A 17571-nucleotide genomic window follows, 5' to 3' on the forward strand; every position below is an offset into this window, starting at 1 on the left:
CAAATCTTAAAAGCCTCAAATCAGGCATTTAACAAAGAACCCTTGCAGTAACAACTGCAGGGGTTTCTGCGTTATCAGAAAGTTGGAGGAACAAAGAGCAGGGAACAAAGAGCAAGGAGCAAAGAGCAGGGAACAAAGAGCAAGGAACAAAGACTAAAGAGATAAAATGGAAAGCCAATAGGGCCAAAAACGGACGACGACTGACGAAAAACGGATAGTGATGCTCAGTTAAAGAGATAAGCGGAAAGGCTAAAGCGGAAAATGGAAAAGTGAAAAGGCAAGCGAACCAAAAACGAACTACGACAGACGAAAAACGACTAACAATACTCAGTTAAATAGATAAGCGGAAAGGCTAAAGCGGAAAGCTGAAAGGCTAAAGTGAAAAGGCAAGCGAACCAAAAACGAACTACGACAGACGAAAAACGACTAGCAATACTCAGTTAACGAGATAAGCTGAAAGGCTAAAGTGGAAAGGCAATAGAGCCAAAACGGACAACGAAAAACAATCAACGGAAACGAAATCTCAAAAGCGACGCTTAAACTCATGTTTAAATTCTGCTTGCAATAGATGAAATATATAACCGTTATATATTAATACTAATCTGAATTTAATGTATTGGTAATAATAAAGTTAAATCTGTGCTCTTACCTCTTTTAGGGTTTAACTTTTTAGTAGCTGCTACAACTGTCTAGATTGATAAATGTTATATTTGTGAAATTTTGTATCATTATGCAGACGTTAACGGGATTAAAATGTGGAGAATTGAAGGGTTGTACTTCCTTGAAGCTTTCTGAAGGATTAACAGACTTTCCGATAGAGATTTTCACATTGGCAGAAACTTTAGAATATCTCGACTTATCAGACAATAAATTATCTGAGTTGCCGGAAGATTTCGGAAAGTTGAAAAAGCTAAAGGTTTTCTTTTGTTCTAATAACGATTTCACTACCTATCCTCAGGTATTAGCAGATTGTCCGCTGCTTGATATTGTTGGCTTCAAGGCTAATCGGATCGAGTATATTCCTAATGCTGCCATAGGGGCAAACTTAAGGTGGTTAATTCTGACCAATAATCAGGTTTCGGTTTTACCCACATCTATTGGTAAATGTCTCCGTATGGAAAAATTAATGCTTGCCGGGAATAGATTAACAGCTTTGCCAGATGAGTTGCAATACTGTAAATCTTTAGCACTGCTAAGGCTTTCTGCGAATGAAATTGAAGCAGTACCCGAATGGTTATTTACAATGCCGAAATTATCATGGTTAGCGATTTCAGGAAACCCATGTAGCAGAAATTCCATTGCGGAAATTGAAGCTCCGGTTATTGCTTATGAGAGCCTGCAAATTAAAGATAGATTAGGCGAAGGTGCTTCAGGAACTATTTACCGCGCTTCAAGAGACGGCATACTTCAGGATGTAGCAGTAAAGGTTTTTAAGGGAGATGTGACCAGCGATGGCTATCCGGAAGATGAAATGAGTTCGAGTTTAGAAGCAGGTGAACACGATACATTGGTTAAGATTCTCGGTAAAACAGATAATCTGATTGAATCAAAAACTGGTCTGGTGATGGAACTGATCCCAAAACATTACGTTAATCTCGGAAATCCTCCAAGTTTAAAGACTTGCACCCGTGATGTTTTCGATCCGAACATTAAATATTCTGCAAAGCAGATCATTAATATATTAACTTCTATTTCTTCAGTTGCAAACCATCTGCACGAGAGGGGAATTATGCATGGCGATTTATATGCACACAATATGCTGATTGATGATGAGGGTAATACCTTATTCGGAGATTTTGGAGCCGCTACGATGTATGATAGAGATCAGTTGACAGATGCCTATGCACTGGAACGAATCGAAGTAAGCGCTTTCGGGTATCTGATTGATGATCTCTTATCTTTATATCAAATAAGTACAAGTGACAATTTTAGTCTTGCATTGACTTTCTTAAAAGAATTATGTCATTCAACGAATACCAAAAGCCGTCCGAGTTTCGCGGAAATCGAATCAATATTAGCCGAGGTCAAGCCGGCACTTTAACTAATTAACTTTCTTTTACCGCTAACTGGCCACAAGCGGCATCGATATCTTTTCCGCGACTACGGCGAATGTTGGTTGTAATTCCCTGTGATTTCAGATAGTTAGCAAAGGCATCGATTTTATCTCCTTCTGCATTGGTAAAATCGGCAAATGAGATTGGGTTGTATTCAATCAGGTTTACTTTGCAGGGGATATGTTTACAAAACTTTGCCAGGTCCATTGCATCTGAGATCTCATCATTGAAATGGTTAAATACAATGTATTCGTAAGTAACAGGGTTTTTTGTTTTAGCGAAATAATATTTCAGGGCTTCAGACAATGCCTTTAATGAATTTGCTTCGTTGATCGGCATAATTTCATTCCGTTTCTTATCATCTGCAGCATGAAGAGAAAGTGCCAGATTGAATTTAGCACCATCGTCTCCCAGTTTTTTGATCATTTTCGCAATGCCGGCGGTAGATACGGTAATGCGTTTATAACTCATATTTAAACCATCGGGCGCGGTAATCCGCTCAATTGACTTTAAGACGTTGGCATAATTAAGTAATGGCTCGCCCATCCCCATATATACGATATTGGTAAGTGGGTTATTATAATTTTGTTTAGCCTGTTTATCAATTAGCACAACCTGGTCGTAAATTTCATCTGCATTTAAATTCCGTTTACGATCCATATAGCCTGTTGCACAAAATTTACAGGTTAGGCTACAGCCAACCTGAGAACTTACGCAGGCAGTCATGCGGTCTTCCAACGGAATGAGTACACCTTCAACAATGTTACCATCTGCTAAACGGAATGTATTTTTGATGGTATGATCGCTACTAAACTGCGAATTATTTACCTGAACGGCATTAATGGCAAATCCTTCATCCAATGTTTTGCGCAAATCTTTTGAAAGATTGCTCATTTCATCAAAATTAGTAGCTGATTTTTCCCATAACCACTGATAAATCTGCTTTGCCCTGAATGCAGGCTGTTGCATGACCACTAAGTGCTGTTGCAACTGTGCTAAATCAAGTGAGCGGATATCGATCTTTTTTGCTATTACCATTTGCTGCAAAGGTACTCAAAAAGCGTATAAGCTGAAAGGACTATACTAAAAGACTAACTATCAGCTTTTAATTTTTACAATTAGCTGTTTTCGCGTTATCTTGTTCTGCCTCTGGTATTTGATTTAGCAGTTGCCTTGCCTTTTGCAGGTCTGGCATTTCTATTGGCCGAGGTGTTTTTTCCGGCGGTTTTGCCCTTAACCGAAGATGATCCGGTATGCTTTTTATGCGTTGGTTTAGCTGGTGCTGAATGTTTTGGTTTCTGGCTTTTTTTAATTTCTTCTCCTAACTCCGGAATCTCTTCCCAGGTATTTGATTTTTTCTTCCCAGCGCTTTTAGCTTTTGGAGTCGCTTCTGAAGAAGATTTCTCTACACTTTTCATAATCCCAGCCATTTCCTCTTCGTTAAGTTCTCTGAATTCTCCGGTAGGAATACCTTTAAGATTGATGTTCATGATGCGTGTTCGTTCTAATTTGGTTATTTCATAACCGAAATGCTCGCACATTCTTCTAATCTGCCTGTTTAGCCCTTGAATTAAAATGATATTAAATACGAATGTACTGATTTGCCGAACCTTACATTTTCTGGTATTTACCCCCAGAATGGGTACGCCATTGCTCATTTCAAAAATAAAATCTTCTGTTATGGGCTTGTTTACCGTAACCACATATTCTTTTTCGTGCTTATTTCCGGCCCTCAGGATCTTATTTACAATATCTCCGTTATTGGTTAGAAAAATAAGTCCGGATGAATCTTTATCTAATCTTCCAATGGGAAAGATCCGTTCGCTATGGTTGATATAATCGACGATATTATCTTTTACATTCGATTCTGTTGTACTGGTCACACCGGTTGGCTTATTAAAAGCCAGGAGAATGAAGCTGCTTTCTTCTTTTGGTTCGATGTGATGTCCATTTACCATCACCCTATCGCCGGCAAAAACCTGATCGCCAATTTTGGCCCTCTTGCCATTGATAAATACATTTCCCTTTTCGATAAAACGATCAGCTTCCCTCCGGGAGCATAATCCACTTTCGCTAATGAATTTATTTAATCGGGTTGCAGGGTTGTTATTCATGCTACAATTTTACGGAAATAAATTTGGTATAAATCATCGCTGGTGAGCGGAAAGCGAAAACTTTATCTGATATCATTGACTGAATTACCCTGCTTGGCAAATTCCAGGATTAGGACATAATTGCGTATAAATACTCAATCTTTCACACATTGCCGGTTTGTTCTGTGTAAAAAGAATCCAACAATGTGGAGGATAAAGCTGAAAATTTGTCTTATTTTTGGATAGTTAATTACGGCAGTTGTACCAGTTTATTTTCTGAAAATTTAATATAAAAAGGTCATTAAATGATTCATTTTTATCAGCTTTTGGGATAATGGTTCAAAAACGTAATTTTGTAGTCAACCATGTTTCCCTTTACACGAGCCAGAAAATTGTTTATAAGCAACTAATAATTAAATCAAATGTCTCCTGAAATTCCAGTTCCAAATCCTTTATTTAAAATAAAAGATACTGCATACACTTTTAATGCTGAAGAGTACATTAGTTTTCTAAATCAGTGTGAAGACTTTATGTCTGTAGAAAAAGAGAACTTTGAAGTGATGCTTGATTGCATTTCTGACCGGTTGATTAATTGTGCTGATGCCCATACACCCATCGGCGAAATCAGGCCACAAATAAAACTACTTAAAGAACTTGGGTTTTTTCTCAAAAATATAGTAAGTATTGCAGCGACAGAATAACCAATACTGTACTTTTGTTTTTAATGCAAAGTTGTAAGAGTTCGTTGTACTTTTCAAGCAAGTCGATATACTTATCTTTCCAGTTTGAATCGCCCGTGCCGGCTGCATTTTCTACAGATTCTGTATAATGAAGTGTACTCTTGCCAATGGTTTCGCCTTTAACAAACAATGACGGGAATTCGGAAGAAAAATCGTGATTTAACACCGATCCTATTCTAAATATAATTTCTGGTTTAAGGTGTCTTTGATTAAACCAGTTATATACTGATCTGCGGTTAACCTGAATAATTCGGGCAAGTTCTGCGATGCTGTATCCGTTTCTTCTGATTATTCTTTCTACTGTTTGGCCATGATGGAGTTCCATAATGATAATGAGATAGGGGTTAAGTGATTGATTTAACGTTTAGATGAAATTGTTTTTGACTGATCAGCGATGATATTACCGATATCTACTCTAATTTTTGCAACCAGGGCACAATCAAGTTGATTTAATACCAGTAACACTGTTTTTTCTTCAACTTCTAATATTTCGGCCTGGCTACCTGCTTTAAAGCCTTGATTGATCAATACCTTATCACCAACACTTAAACGCTTACTATTGATTGTTTCAATTCCATTATAATTAGAGAGGATCTCATTGATCCTGCTGATGTCTTCATCTGGCATAACTGCTGGCTTACCACAGAAATTTATATAGCTTAAAATGCCGGTAGTGGCCAGTACCTGATGTTCTTCAATGGCACTTACATATACAAACAGATAAGATGGAAACAGGGGTTTTTCGATAAGCTTATACCGGTCTGCCCATTTACTTTTAATGGTAATAACCGGGCAAAAACTGTGCAATCCTTGTTGACTTAAGAGCTGATGAGCTTTCTTTTCATAGTTAGATCGTGTATATACTACTTTCCACTGTTTCTTTCTCGCAGCATGTTGCGGGAGGGATGTTAAATTCATATTTGATAGGTAAGACGTTGTAAAATTACCGAAAATACACCAAATATGTAGCTTAAAGATTACATTTGTATATCATTATGTGAATTTGTGTAAACCCATTTCTTTGATAATTAGTGTTTTATACTCTTTTTATGTTTAAGCACTGATTTGTTGGCTGTTATCTGTACACCTGGTTTCCATAAGTCAACACATTTTCACTTTTGTGAAGTATTTTATCAGGAAAATGTTCCCAAAATACCACGTTCTGCTAACCAACTGCTTGGAAAACTCGTTTCAAAATAAAATCTCCCCTACTTTCGCAGAAGCTTTTTAGGACGCTCCACAATTAAATCCCCGAGCATTCCAATTCGTCAAAAAGGATCACTGTAAGTGAAATGGCGAAGCTATACCCCCCAGTGTAATCAACATTATTATGAAAAAAAGATTTCTATTGCTTTATGCAGTAACAGCCATGTTATTGCTTTCTGCGTGTAACGCTTACAAGAATGTACCCTACTTTCAAGATCTGGACAAGAGTAAGCAAACTACTGAAGACATTAAGAACTTCAGTGCATTAACCATTCAAAACTCTGATATACTCGGAATTACAGTAAGTAGCTTAAATCCAAAAGCTTATAGCGATTCGAGTGCAAGAGTTTCAGGTTATTTAGTAGATCAGAATGGTGAAATCAGGCTGCCGCTGATTGGTAAGATTCCTGCTGCAGGTTTAACAACCGGTGTTTTGGCTGATCAAATACAGACCCAATTGAAGACTTATTTAAGAGAGCCTGCGGTTACTGTTAGAATGCTGAATTTCAAAGTATCTGTAATGGGCGACGTTTTAAAGCCTGATGTATATAAGATTCAAAGCGAACGGGTTACGGTTACTGAAGCCTTAACAATGGCAGGGGATTTAAATATCACTGCAAAAAGAAAAAATATTCTGCTTATTCGTGAAGTAGACGGCAAAAGAGAATTTATTCCAATAGACATCACCTCTGCGAAGCTTTTCACTTCGCCATATTATTATCTAAAGAACAACGATGTTCTTTATGTACAACCAGACAAAACCAAATATGCATCAGTAGACGGAGGCTACCGGACAGTGAGTCTGGTACTTTCGGCACTGTCTATCGTTGCAATCGTTCTTTCCAATTCTTTAAGATAAATTATGAAAACTAATAATGAGCAATTTATTTACACTCCGTTTGTAGAACAGGCAGAGGTAAAGCAAAATAAAGTATCAGAGCTGGCGAGTAATTTACTTTACCACTGGCCACTTGTATTACTCAGTTTAATGGTAGCCGTAGTACTTGCATTTTTATATATCAGTTCTACGAATTCGGTTTACAATGTAAAAGCAAAGATCTCCATTAACGATAACAAGAATAAAGAGACCAATGTAAAGGAAGCGGCTATGGAGCAGCTATCGCTATCTACCGGTAATAAACTGGTGGAGAGTGAAGTGGAGATTATTAAATCACGTCCTTTAATTAGAAATGTGGTTGATTCTTTGCAGTTGTGGGTAAATTACAGCGTGAAACAAAGACTTAAAACGGTTGATGTTTACACTTCATCGCCTTTTCGCATTCAATTAATCAAACCCGCAACTTCGTTATCCACACAAAATTTTGAGGTAAAGATTATTGATGGAAAGCAGTTTAAAATTATTCAGAATGAAGCGGAAATTGCCGGTAATTTTGGAACACCTGTAAATACCGACTTCGGGAGCTTCACTTTATTGGCTACAGATAAACTGAAAAACTATGAAGGCGAAACCATCCATGTAGATATGGTTCCTTTAGAAACAGCGGTAACTGCTTACCAGGAAAAAATATCGACCAGTTTTAACAAACAAGCGCCACTGGTTGAGCTGAATATTGAAGATCAGGTGCCTTTAAGGGGAATCAGAACTTTGAATACATTAATCAGCGTTTATAAAAATTCGAATATTCAAAACAAGAATAAGGAAACGCTTACCACTTTAAAATTCATTGATGACCGTTTGACTTCTTTGAGACGTGAGCTGTCTCAGGCAGAAAAAACAGTTGAAGGCTACAAAAGCAGTGTTGGTTTAACCGAAATTTCTTCCAAGAGCCAGTATTATTTAGATAATGCGCAATCAAATGATGGAAAACTTGGCGCAGTTAGCGTACAGCTGAATATCATTAACGGCATTGAGCGTTACGTAAATTCTGAAAAGAATTCTTCCAGTCCGCCGGCAACCATTGGGATTGAAGACCCGGGACTGGTTGCTTTAGTTGGTAAACTGAGTGCTTTATTATTGGAAAAAGATCAGTTGCTGGCAACTGCGCCTGAAAGTAACCCAATCTTTTTTCCGTTAAATTCTCAGATAAAAAGTACCAAAACGGCAATTAAAAACTCGATTAGCAATATCAAAGCTTCATTGGTTTCTACCAATCGTGAGTTGCATAAAATTAGCTCCGGGTTTGAAAGTTCCATTAAAGATATTCCGGTACAAGAACGCCAGTATGTTAGTTTCAAACGCCAGATGGATATTAAACAAGGCCTTTATATTTATCTTCTGCAAAAGCGTGAAGAGGTAGCCTTAAGTTATGCGTCTACTTTGAAAGATGCACGTATTGTAGAAAATGCATATGCAGGCAAATCGGAGTCGAAGAAAAAAGGACCAATTACTGTTGCGCTGCTTTTAGGGATGCTTTTTCCGGTTGGCTTATTATCTTTCAGAAAAAACCTTCGCAACAAGGTATTAACAGTTAATGATATCCAGATTGGTACATCGGTACCGGTAATTGCAGAATTGATTCACGAAAGTGGAAAAAATGAATTGGTGATGCTTAAAAAAGGAGCATTTGCCATTACAGAACAGATTCGGAACCTCCGTACCAATATTTTACAGCAAACCAGTGGTTCAGTTAACCAGGTAATTTTATTTGGATCGAGTGTGGCTGGGGAAGGTAAAAGTTTTGTAGCCAGTAATTTCGCTTTATCGTTAGCGGCAACCGGAAAGAAAACGATCATTCTGGAGCTTGATATGAGAAAGCCAAGAATTGCTAAAATATTTAAGGTGAAAAATTCATCTCTTGGTCTGAGTACTTTCTTAGAAGGTAATACTGATCTCAGTTCCATCATTGAACCATCTGTTTTTAATGAGAATCTATCGATTATTGGTTCCGGCCCTATTCCAATGTACCCTTCAGAGTTACTGGAAGGTGATAGAATGGCAGATCTGATTGCGCAGTTGAGAACGGAATATGATCACATTGTTATCGATTCACCGCCAATGCATTTGGTTACGGATGGTTTGATTCTTTCGCAATTTGCAGATGTTTGTTTGTATATGGTACGACATAACCATACGGCTAAAAGTGAACTTAACTTCGTTGAAAAATTATATCAGGAGGAAAAAGTGAGAAATATGTTCATTGTTTTTAACGGGATATATATGGATAGCAGATTTGGCTATGCATTAGATTACGGCTACTACGCTGAAAAAAGTAATAAAAAATTGGGCTCAGGCGTATTCACAGACCTTTCATTGCGGTTTTAAATTATCCCATCCAGTTTATTTAATCACACTCATGTCTGCCTCAAAACGAATACTATCCGGAACAATTGCCTCATGGGTACAAATTGCCGTAGCAATGGCTGCGCAAATATTATTGGTACCGCTTTATCTGAGCTTCTGGGATGCGGCAACTTATGGCTTATGGCTTGCTGTTTTATCTTTCTCGAGTTTGCTTAGTGCTTTCGATTTAGGTTTTCAGGAGTATATGACTTACGAGTTTTTAAAACTTGGAGACCGCTTTCCGAAGAAGATGAGTAGACTTCTATCATCAGGGATGATGGTGGCTGTGATTTTAGGGTTGATCCAGGTAGTTGTGGTTTTGCTGATTTACTGGCTGGATATTTTACCCATGATTTTTAAAGATCTGGGATCTTCTTTAAAGGAAAAAGCAATCCAGGCCTTTTATGTATTGTTCATTCAATCGGTTATCTGGCTTCTTTGCAATACCGTTGGCGGTTTATTAAACCGGGTAATGGCTACTTTTGGTTACTATCCAAGAATGGCCTGGTGGAGTGTATTAACCAATACTGTGTTGTTGGTAGCTCCGGCAATTGCCGTGGTGTTTGGTGCAGACCTGCTCACAGCGGGCCTGGTAATGGCCGGCGCTAAAGTAGCTTTTGATATTCCGGTTTGGTTTGATATGTTAAGGTTGTTGAAGAAACACCACATAAAAGTGATCTCGCCTTCTTTTGAGTTAGGATGGATTAGCTTTCGAAGGTCTACCAATCTATCTGTTACCGGATTTTTAGAAAATATTCGTCAGCAGGGCGCAAGGCTGATTATGTCTCCACTTGTTGGTGCTACCGGTATTGCTGTATTTTCGACGATTAGAACAGGATCAAATGTGGCCTTGCAAGGTTTAAGGACTATTATTAATCCACTAATGCCAGAACTGATGACTTTTTTGCACAAGCGAGATCAGGAAAGAACAGAGGTTGCCTTTGGAACACTCTGGCTTGTTACTATTGCGGTAATTGCACCTTGTTTATTGGTTGTACAAACTTTTATCCCGGTAATTTACAGTGCATGGACGAGGGGAAAGCTGAGTTTTGATCCCTGGTTATTTGCCTTGCTTTCGCTGGGTGTGTTGGTTTTTGCGCTATCACAACCAGGTATTGCGGTAGTTAAAGGGAATAACCTGTTAAAACCCCAACTCAGCATCTCGATTATGAGTGCGGTAATTGCTGTACTGGGTATCATCATTTTTGTTCCGCTCTTTGGAATTAAAGGTGCCGGAGTTGCTTTACTCTTATCAGAAATTGCAGCTTCGGTTGCGTTTACAAAAGTTGCAGAGAAGTGGCTTGTTGATGCAGGTTTGCAATGGCCTCATCAAGGTTTTAGAATTGCTCTATCATCAGTAGCCTTAACAAGTTTAGGAGTAATCATGATGATCATTATCCCTAATTACGAACATTTAATTCTCTGTGTTTCGATCCTTTTATTGGTATGGAACCTTTATCGTTACTGGTTAACATTACCACAATTGGCGGTGATAAAGGCTAAGGCCATACTGAACGGATTCGGGAATAAAAATTAAATCATATTATGAATATTTCTGCATATCAAAAAGATAAATCCTTTCAAAGTAGGAAAACCATGCCACTGGTGAAAGTGATGGTAGGCTCTGCTTTTTTAGGGCAAGTGAAGTTTTATTCGAGGTTGATCCTGTTTATTGCACTGTGTTTTCAGTGTTATTTCTTCTGGACTACAGATAACATTATTGTGCTGGCCAACATTGCAATTGTTTGGTTAATTGTAACGGAGTTTATCATTACCGATGATATGGTTAAGAAATATCCTTTATCATTATTCATCGTTATTGGCTTTGCCTCTACACAATTTTATTTTCCATTGCTGTTTACCTCAATGGAATTCAAACCTGTTGTTTACAATCTGGAAAAACCGCAGGATGTATTTTTCCACGCAAGTCTGGTCTTAATTGTTCTATTCATTGCGCATTATATTTACAGGCTGTTACCGGTACAAAGAGACCGTGAATCATCTATTTTAAAAAGATTGGGTTTCTTCCAGACTCCAAAGAATTTACAGTTGTGGATTATGGGTTTAATTGGATTTCTGGCGAACATTTATGTGTTGGTTTTTAACCAGGCCTTGGCAACAGAAATTAGTGGTGATGCATCTGGAAAAGCGATTCAAGCGCTATTCCCTTTTGCTTATGCACCTTATTTTATTCCTTTTAAAAGCCTGTTTGGTGGTGTAGGTAAAGTTAAAAAACCTACCATCTATCTTCTGGTAGGTTTTACGATTATGCTTTTCATTGTTAGTATTGCCAGAAACAGTCGTGGTGTATTTATGATTGGCTTTTCTTCAATCGGCTTTGCTTATTTTCTGGGTTTATTAATAGGTATTTTTAGCGTTCCGAAGATTAATTATAAAATCGTAATTCTTGCCATTTTCGGAATCTGGTTTGTGAACGGACCACTTGGCAATTTAGGAACGGCGATGTTGCTTGTTCGTTCAGAACGTTCGGATTTAAGTAAAAAAGAGCTGATTGAAAAGACCTGGATTGCAATGAAAGATGACCGGGCTATCGCATTGCGCCGGCTCGAAGACAGACAGCTGGAAAGTGATTGGGACGAACGTTACCTGGACAATGCTTTTGCCTCTCGTTTTGCTACAATAAAGTATAGTGATGCCAGCCTGGTCCAGGCAGAGAAAGTGGGTGTGAATAATCCGCTAATGAGATCGTATACCATCAACTATGTTTGGGGCGCGCTTCCTGATCCGATACTGCGGGTAGTTAAACCAGGAATTGATAAAGAGAGTTTATATGCTCAGTCTTTTGGAGATTACATTTACAACTTGGCCGGAGCAGGAAATTCAACCTTTGGCGGCTATAGATTAGGAAATATGTCTGGTACGGGAATGGCCGCATTTGGTTACTGGTACCTGGTTATTCTAGGGCTGGTTATGATTCCTGTATTCCTGTTGTTCGATAAGTTCGTTATCAAGGGAACCCGAAAATACAGGCTTAAAGGTAAAGTGGAACAAAATATTGTTTTTAGTGTGTGTGGGTTACTGGCGCTAACTTCTATTTTTCAGTATTTGCCTACAGAAAGCGTTGCGGGCCCTTTTACGTTTTTAATCAGGGGTTACGTTCAGAGTCTGTTTTTATATTTCATCCTTTTTAAATTTTCGGGTTTATTTATTAAATCTGGCAAATAATCCAATTGGTTTAATGCAAACCATATTCAAACTCTAATTGTAGGTAATGCTTAATATATTGTATTTTGGTGATGACCGCCATTTTTCTACTGCTTTTCATCGTGCCAAAGCACTGGAAAGAATTGGCCACAAGATATTGTTATATCATAATCCTGAAGAAACCCTGCCCGGTTATTTCAAGTCTTCTTTAATGACTGCTGTGAATTTTAGAAGTGGTTACCGCCTGGTGCAGCCAGCTATTCAAAGCGAATTGAAAAAGATTTTGCAATCCGGAATAAAACCTGATGTGATTTGGGTGGATAATGGTGAGTTTTTCGGTGAAAAATGCCTTCGCATTTTAAAGCAATTTAACTGCCCTGTTATTTTATACAGCATCGATGATCCGACTGGAAAAAGAGACGGAAGAAGGTTTGATAGTTTTTTATCGGCGATAAAATTGTACGACTTAATCGCTGTGGTGAGAAAAGAAACAGAAGATGAGTGTAAATTACTCGGCGCGAAAAATGTGTTGAGGGTAATGAGAAGCTATGATGAGGTTGCACATGCGCCATACAAAAATGCAGATGAAATACCTGCAAATTTTAAATCTGACGTCGCATTTATTGGTACGTGGATGCGGAATGAAAATAGAGACGAGTTTCTAAAGGTGTTAATCGATGCCGGAATTTCTGTTTCGATCTGGGGAGATCGCTGGCCTAAAAGTGAGCATTTCGAGTTGCTTAAGCCATTTTATCATGGTCCGAATTTAGGTGGGAAAGATTATATCGCAGCCATACAAGGCGCAAAGATTTGTCTAGGCCTTCTTTCAAAAGGGAACCGTGATTTACATACCACCCGATCGCTGGAAGTACCTTATGCAGGCGGCATGTTGTGCGCCGAACGTACCAGCGAACATACTGAGCTTTATGATGATGGTAAGGAAGCTGTTTTTTGGAATGATGCGCATGAATGTGCCGCACTTTGTAAAAAGCTACTGGCAGAAAAGAATATTGAAACGATCAAAAATGCCGGCATGAAAAAAGTCAGGGCCCTGAAATTGGGTAATGAAGATATCTGTAGACTTATCCTTGAAAGAGGATTATCAATCGCGGTTTAATGAAGAGATAATTTAAAGCATTGCTTTATTTCGGTGTTAGTCCCATTTTAAAATTGCTTTAGGCCTTTCTAAAGATTAATGATTTCTCAAGCTTATTTAAATAATTTCATGCTTAATATATTATATTTTGGTGATAACTGGAATTACTCCACTGCATACCATCGCGCAAGCGCTTTAGAAAGAATCGGGCATCAGGTAACGCATTATCATGCTGAAGAAGGTCTCCCAAAGTTTTTTAAGTCTTCGTTAATAAAGGCTATAAATTTCCGGAGTGGCTATCGCCTGGTTCAACCCTTCATTCAACGTAAATTAAAAGAGATTCTCCAATCGGGCATAAAGCCTGATGTAATTTGGGTGGATAACGGAGAATTTTTCGGTAAAAGATGTCTTCAGATTTTGAAGCAGTTTAATTGTCCGGTGATACTCTACAGCATTGATGATCCGACAGGGAAAAGAGACGGACGCCGTTTTGATAGTTTGCTCGGCGCCATTACATTATATGATGCTATCGCGGTAGTGCGGAACAAAACCGCTGACGATTTCAAAGCAATGGGTGCTAAAAAATTAATCAGGGTGATGATGTCTTACGATGAAATCGCCCATGCTCCCTATTTATATGAAGAAGAAATACCTGTTGAATTTAAATCAGAAGTTACCTTTATTGGTACGTGGATGCGAAATGAAAATAGAGATGAATTTCTAAATGTATTGATAGATGCGGGAATTTCAGTTTCTATCTGGGGAGATCGCTGGGCAAAAAGCCAGCATTTTTCAAAGCTCGAGCCTTATTACCGGGGTACAAGTATAGGGGGGAGAGATTATGTTGCAGCGATACAAGGTGCAAAGATTTGCCTGGGTCTCCTTTCTAAAGGTAACCGCGATTTACACACTACCCGATCAATGGAAGTACCATACGCAGGTGGCTTGCTTTGCGCAGAACGCACCAGTGAGCATATGGAACTTTACCAGGAGGGTACAGAAGCTGTTTTCTGGGAAGATGCTCATGAATGTGCGGCGCTCTGTAAAAAACTGCTGGCAGAATCAAAAATAGAAACGATCAAAAAAGCAGGTATGAAAAAAGTAAGAACCCTAAAGTTGGGTAATGAAGATATCTGTAAACTCATCCTCGAAAAAGGATTATCAACTGCAACTTAACCGCGAAAATTATATGCTCAATGACCGGGATAAACAACGACAAAAACGACATCGCAAGCGGCTTGAAGCCAGAATAGATGCTTCGGCAATTGTAGTTGCCATTAGTGATTATTGCTTAAATCCAGAACTGTTTAGCTTGGTTTATTCGATGCTGGGCGAGTTGCCGGATCATATTAAATCAAAGATTCATTTATACGGAATTGATTCAGGAGGTGCTGCCGATAAATTTACAGCGCTGAAAGTTAAATCATTTACCGATTATGGCGTGCCTTTGTATTATGTAGGTATGAATGACCGGCATGATTTATCCATTCATTACAATGCCATTGATGTACTTATTGTTTCTGAAGATAACGAACCTGGTTTAAGTGCAGTAAAATCTGCCTTAGCTGTAGGTTGCTCCGTAATTGCAAAAAGTGAAATAGCAGATAAAATTAACCTGAATATCAAAGAGCGTTTACGGGTAATTGATAAACAATGTGCCTCTGAACTTTCTAATCATATTATGGCATTTGCTGCACAACGAAGAAAATTTGATTGCGCTTTAGCAAGCTAAACCATTTAAACCCGCCTCAACCTAAAAATTATGCAAATTATTTTCTTTTCAAACCCTGATTTTTTTGGATCAGAGAAAAGACCAGCTTTTTCCAGTATGCCGCGTTTCACCAATATGCTTGTTGATGGCATGAGGGATAAAGCACATGAGGTGAGTGTTTGGACGCCGAAATCTACCTTCTTTGATTTGCCTTTCCCTTCAAAATTAAAAAAATGGATGGGCTATATTGATCAGTATGTAATGTTTCCGATGCAGGTAAAAAGACGGCTTAAAAAAGTAAGTCAGGAAACGATTTTCGTTTTTACAGATCAGGCCCAGGGGCCATGGATGCCATTGGTGCAAAACAGAAATCATGTTATGCATTGTCACGATTTTCTATCTCAATGGTCTGCAATGGGCGAAATTAAAGGTCAGGAAGTGGGTTTCACCGGGAAAATATATCAGAAGTTTATTCGTGATGGTTTCAAAAAGGGAAAACATTTTATTACCAGTTCTTACAAAACAGATGCTGATTTAAAGAAATTGTTGCCTGAGGCGAAAATAAATTCCTATATGATTTATAACGGCCTTGAAGAGTTTTACAAACCGTTGGATAAAGTCAAAGTCAGGGCTTCCTTATCATTATCTCTTGGGATTAATTTGAGTAATGGCTATTTACTGCATGTGGGTGGTAACCACTGGTATAAAAACAGAAATGGGGTCATCGAAATTTATAATGCCTGGCGCTCGATGACTAAGAAAAGAATTCCATTGCTATTGGTTGGTCCGCCGCCTGATGATTTTATAGACAAGGTTCAGAAAGAATCTTCCTACCGCAGTGATATTCATTTTCTGGTTGGGCAAAGTGATGAAATTGTCAGCCAGATTTATGCAGGTGCATCACTTTTTCTTTTCCCTTCTTTTGCTGAAGGCTTCGGCTGGCCAAGTGCAGAAGCAATGGCTTGTGGTTGCCCGGTAATTACAAGTAACGAAGCCCCAATGACGGAAGTAGTAAGTGATGCGGGTTTCCTTATCCCTTTAAGAGATACAGAAAATCCACGGCAATGGGCAAATGATGCTGCAATAGTGGTTGAGGATGTTTTAAATACACCAAACCAGGAAGAGCTGATCTTAAAATCTATAGAAAACGCCAAACGGTTTAATAAGAAAAAAGCGATGGATGACTTTGAGCAGGTCTACGATCGGATAGTAAGATTGAATTAATAATAACTGCTTAAAATTTATATATGGTTACGCTAGTTACTTCGCAAATTCCAAAAGCAAGTCCGGATATTTCACATTTATTAGCTTTCGAAGATTATTGTAAGGATAAAAGTAGCTGGACGATAAAACGCGGGCCGAAACTTTTTAATCCCCGGTCGTTTTCACTCCGGTTTTATTCTTTTATCCAGGCGCTTTTAAACCAGGTTTTAAAACGGGTGAAAATTAAAGGTGCAGTGCTGTCATTGGGTCTGCCGTATTATTACTACCTCACTGCAAAAACATTTCCATATTATGGTACCAATTGTGATTTGCGGGTATTGTGGACTTATGATGTTTGGGAGCCTGATTTTAAACGCGTGGAGGAATTGGTGAACAAAAGTAAATTAGACCTTCTCTTACTTTCTTCTTATCAGGCAACGGAGCATTTTAAAAAGTTAAACCTGGGCAACTGTAAGGTGCACTGGGTACCGGAAACCATAGATGTGCACGCCTACCAGCATAAAGAATGGAAAGACAGATCTATCAATATACTTTCATTTGGCAGATCATGGCAGCAATACCACGAAGTAATTGCAGATGGTTGCCATGAACACCAGATTAATTATCAGTATCAAGAGCGTTCTGCTGCTCATGATGTTGCCGTTCACGGCCTGAAAAAGAAACTTCAGTTTCCAACCACAGCTGATTTTACAGCAGGGCTTGCCGATTCGCAGATTTGCATCTGTTTTCCACGTTGTGTTACCCATCCGGCATTAGCCGGAGCGGTTTCTACGCTAACCATTCGCTATTTGCAGGCTATGGCTTCAAAATGCGTTATTCTTGGAGCAGCGCCGAAAGAGATTACGGAGTTGTTTGATTACAATCCGGTTATCGAAGTAGATTGGGAAAAGCCAGTAGAACAGATCAAACATATTCTTGATTATCCGGAAGAATACAGGGCAATTGTAGAAAAAAATTACCAGATGGTTCATCAGCATTTTCATCACCAGCATGCAATAGATCAAATCAATGAACTAGTAAAAGCCAATTTGGCTTAAAAAT

15 protein-coding genes are annotated in these 17571 nt (G+C 38.6%); 11 read left to right on the forward strand and 4 right to left on the reverse strand.

What is annotated here, in order from left to right; genetic code table 11:
• The first annotated feature begins 730 nt into the window (after nucleotides 1-730).
• A complete protein-coding gene (locus GJU39_RS19760; RefSeq protein WP_154282730.1) occupies nucleotides 731-2041 on the forward strand; it encodes a leucine-rich repeat-containing protein kinase family protein in 1311 nt (436 codons plus the stop codon).
• A 4-nt stretch (nucleotides 2042-2045) separates the two neighbouring features.
• Here the strand turns inward: GJU39_RS19760 and rlmN are convergent, their stop codons facing one another.
• Nucleotides 2046-3092 carry a 23S rRNA (adenine(2503)-C(2))-methyltransferase RlmN gene (gene rlmN / locus GJU39_RS19765; RefSeq protein ID WP_154282731.1) on the reverse strand — a complete coding sequence of 349 codons (1047 nt, stop codon included), beginning with the start codon at nucleotides 3090-3092 and terminating at the stop codon, nucleotides 2046-2048.
• 95 nt (nucleotides 3093-3187) lie between these two features.
• Nucleotides 3188-4168, reverse strand: a complete 981-nt coding sequence (gene rluF, locus GJU39_RS19770) for a 23S rRNA pseudouridine(2604) synthase RluF (protein ID WP_154282732.1) — start codon at nucleotides 4166-4168, stop codon at nucleotides 3188-3190.
• 401 nt (nucleotides 4169-4569) lie between these two features.
• Between rluF and GJU39_RS19775 the strand changes: the two genes are divergently transcribed.
• Nucleotides 4570-4848, forward strand: a complete 279-nt coding sequence (locus tag GJU39_RS19775; protein WP_154282733.1) for a hypothetical protein — start codon at nucleotides 4570-4572, stop codon at nucleotides 4846-4848.
• On the opposite strand, the gene GJU39_RS19780 is transcribed toward GJU39_RS19775, so the two are convergent.
• Nucleotides 4814-5212, reverse strand: a complete 399-nt coding sequence (locus GJU39_RS19780; protein ID WP_154282734.1) for a helix-turn-helix domain-containing protein — start codon at nucleotides 5210-5212, stop codon at nucleotides 4814-4816. The genes GJU39_RS19775 and GJU39_RS19780 overlap by 35 nt on opposite strands.
• Nucleotides 5213-5244: 32 nt before the next feature.
• Nucleotides 5245-5805, reverse strand: coding sequence for a UpxY family transcription antiterminator (locus GJU39_RS19785; protein WP_154282735.1), 561 nt, complete (start codon nucleotides 5803-5805; stop codon nucleotides 5245-5247).
• Between the two features lie 412 nt (nucleotides 5806-6217).
• On the opposite strand from GJU39_RS19785, the gene GJU39_RS19790 reads away from it, so the two are divergent.
• The 9 genes from GJU39_RS19790 (at nucleotide 6218) to GJU39_RS19830 (ending at nucleotide 17567) form a co-directional block, all read left to right on the forward strand.
• On the forward strand, nucleotides 6218-6952 hold the full coding sequence (locus GJU39_RS19790) for a polysaccharide biosynthesis/export family protein (protein ID WP_154282736.1): 735 nt from the start codon (nucleotides 6218-6220) through the stop codon (nucleotides 6950-6952).
• 3 nt (nucleotides 6953-6955) lie between these two features.
• On the forward strand, nucleotides 6956-9316 hold the full coding sequence (locus GJU39_RS19795) for a GumC family protein (RefSeq protein WP_154282737.1): 2361 nt from the start codon (nucleotides 6956-6958) through the stop codon (nucleotides 9314-9316).
• A 31-nt stretch (nucleotides 9317-9347) separates the two neighbouring features.
• A complete protein-coding gene (locus tag GJU39_RS19800; protein WP_154282738.1) occupies nucleotides 9348-10871 on the forward strand; it encodes a lipopolysaccharide biosynthesis protein in 1524 nt (507 codons plus the stop codon).
• A gap of 8 nt (nucleotides 10872-10879) precedes the next feature.
• On the forward strand, nucleotides 10880-12520 hold the full coding sequence (locus GJU39_RS19805) for a hypothetical protein (protein ID WP_154282739.1): 1641 nt from the start codon (nucleotides 10880-10882) through the stop codon (nucleotides 12518-12520).
• Nucleotides 12521-12566: 46 nt separating this feature from the next.
• Nucleotides 12567-13616, forward strand: a complete 1050-nt coding sequence (locus GJU39_RS19810) for a CgeB family protein (protein ID WP_154282740.1) — start codon at nucleotides 12567-12569, stop codon at nucleotides 13614-13616.
• A gap of 108 nt (nucleotides 13617-13724) precedes the next feature.
• Nucleotides 13725-14771 carry a CgeB family protein gene (locus GJU39_RS19815; RefSeq protein WP_154282741.1) on the forward strand — a complete coding sequence of 349 codons (1047 nt, stop codon included), beginning with the start codon at nucleotides 13725-13727 and terminating at the stop codon, nucleotides 14769-14771.
• Nucleotides 14719-15327, forward strand: a complete 609-nt coding sequence (locus GJU39_RS19820; protein WP_154282742.1) for a hypothetical protein — start codon at nucleotides 14719-14721, stop codon at nucleotides 15325-15327. The genes GJU39_RS19815 and GJU39_RS19820 overlap by 53 nt, the downstream gene beginning before the upstream one ends.
• A gap of 30 nt (nucleotides 15328-15357) precedes the next feature.
• Nucleotides 15358-16530 carry a glycosyltransferase family 4 protein gene (locus GJU39_RS19825; RefSeq protein ID WP_154282743.1) on the forward strand — a complete coding sequence of 391 codons (1173 nt, stop codon included), beginning with the start codon at nucleotides 15358-15360 and terminating at the stop codon, nucleotides 16528-16530.
• A 23-nt stretch (nucleotides 16531-16553) separates the two neighbouring features.
• Entirely contained in the window at nucleotides 16554-17567 is a 1014-nt protein-coding gene (locus GJU39_RS19830) for a glycosyltransferase (RefSeq protein ID WP_154282744.1), read from the forward strand.
• The last annotated feature ends 4 nt before the right edge of the window (nucleotides 17568-17571 follow it).

The sequence above is a fragment of the Pedobacter petrophilus genome, assembly GCF_009674725.1.
GTDB classification, from domain to species: Bacteria; Bacteroidota; Bacteroidia; order Sphingobacteriales; family Sphingobacteriaceae; genus Pedobacter; species Pedobacter petrophilus.

Bases quoted from the DNA above. Each gene is read 5' to 3' on its own strand.
- GJU39_RS19760 (WP_154282730.1), top strand. From the start codon at position 731: ATGCAGACGTTAACGGGATTAAAATGTGGAGAATTGAAGGGTTGTACT.
- rlmN (WP_154282731.1), bottom strand. From the start codon at position 3,092: ATGGTAATAGCAAAAAAGATCGATATCCGCTCACTTGATTTAGCACAG.
- rluF (WP_154282732.1), bottom strand. From the start codon at position 4,168: ATGAATAACAACCCTGCAACCCGATTAAATAAATTCATTAGCGAAAGT.
- GJU39_RS19775 (WP_154282733.1), top strand. From the start codon at position 4,570: ATGTCTCCTGAAATTCCAGTTCCAAATCCTTTATTTAAAATAAAAGAT.
- GJU39_RS19780 (WP_154282734.1), bottom strand. From the start codon at position 5,212: ATGGAACTCCATCATGGCCAAACAGTAGAAAGAATAATCAGAAGAAAC.
- GJU39_RS19785 (WP_154282735.1), bottom strand. From the start codon at position 5,805: ATGAATTTAACATCCCTCCCGCAACATGCTGCGAGAAAGAAACAGTGG.
- GJU39_RS19790 (WP_154282736.1), top strand. From the start codon at position 6,218: ATGAAAAAAAGATTTCTATTGCTTTATGCAGTAACAGCCATGTTATTG.
- GJU39_RS19795 (WP_154282737.1), top strand. From the start codon at position 6,956: ATGAAAACTAATAATGAGCAATTTATTTACACTCCGTTTGTAGAACAG.
- GJU39_RS19800 (WP_154282738.1), top strand. From the start codon at position 9,348: ATGTCTGCCTCAAAACGAATACTATCCGGAACAATTGCCTCATGGGTA.
- GJU39_RS19805 (WP_154282739.1), top strand. From the start codon at position 10,880: ATGAATATTTCTGCATATCAAAAAGATAAATCCTTTCAAAGTAGGAAA.
- GJU39_RS19810 (WP_154282740.1), top strand. From the start codon at position 12,567: ATGCTTAATATATTGTATTTTGGTGATGACCGCCATTTTTCTACTGCT.
- GJU39_RS19815 (WP_154282741.1), top strand. From the start codon at position 13,725: ATGCTTAATATATTATATTTTGGTGATAACTGGAATTACTCCACTGCA.
- GJU39_RS19820 (WP_154282742.1), top strand. From the start codon at position 14,719: ATGAAGATATCTGTAAACTCATCCTCGAAAAAGGATTATCAACTGCAA.
- GJU39_RS19825 (WP_154282743.1), top strand. From the start codon at position 15,358: ATGCAAATTATTTTCTTTTCAAACCCTGATTTTTTTGGATCAGAGAAA.
- GJU39_RS19830 (WP_154282744.1), top strand. From the start codon at position 16,554: ATGGTTACGCTAGTTACTTCGCAAATTCCAAAAGCAAGTCCGGATATT.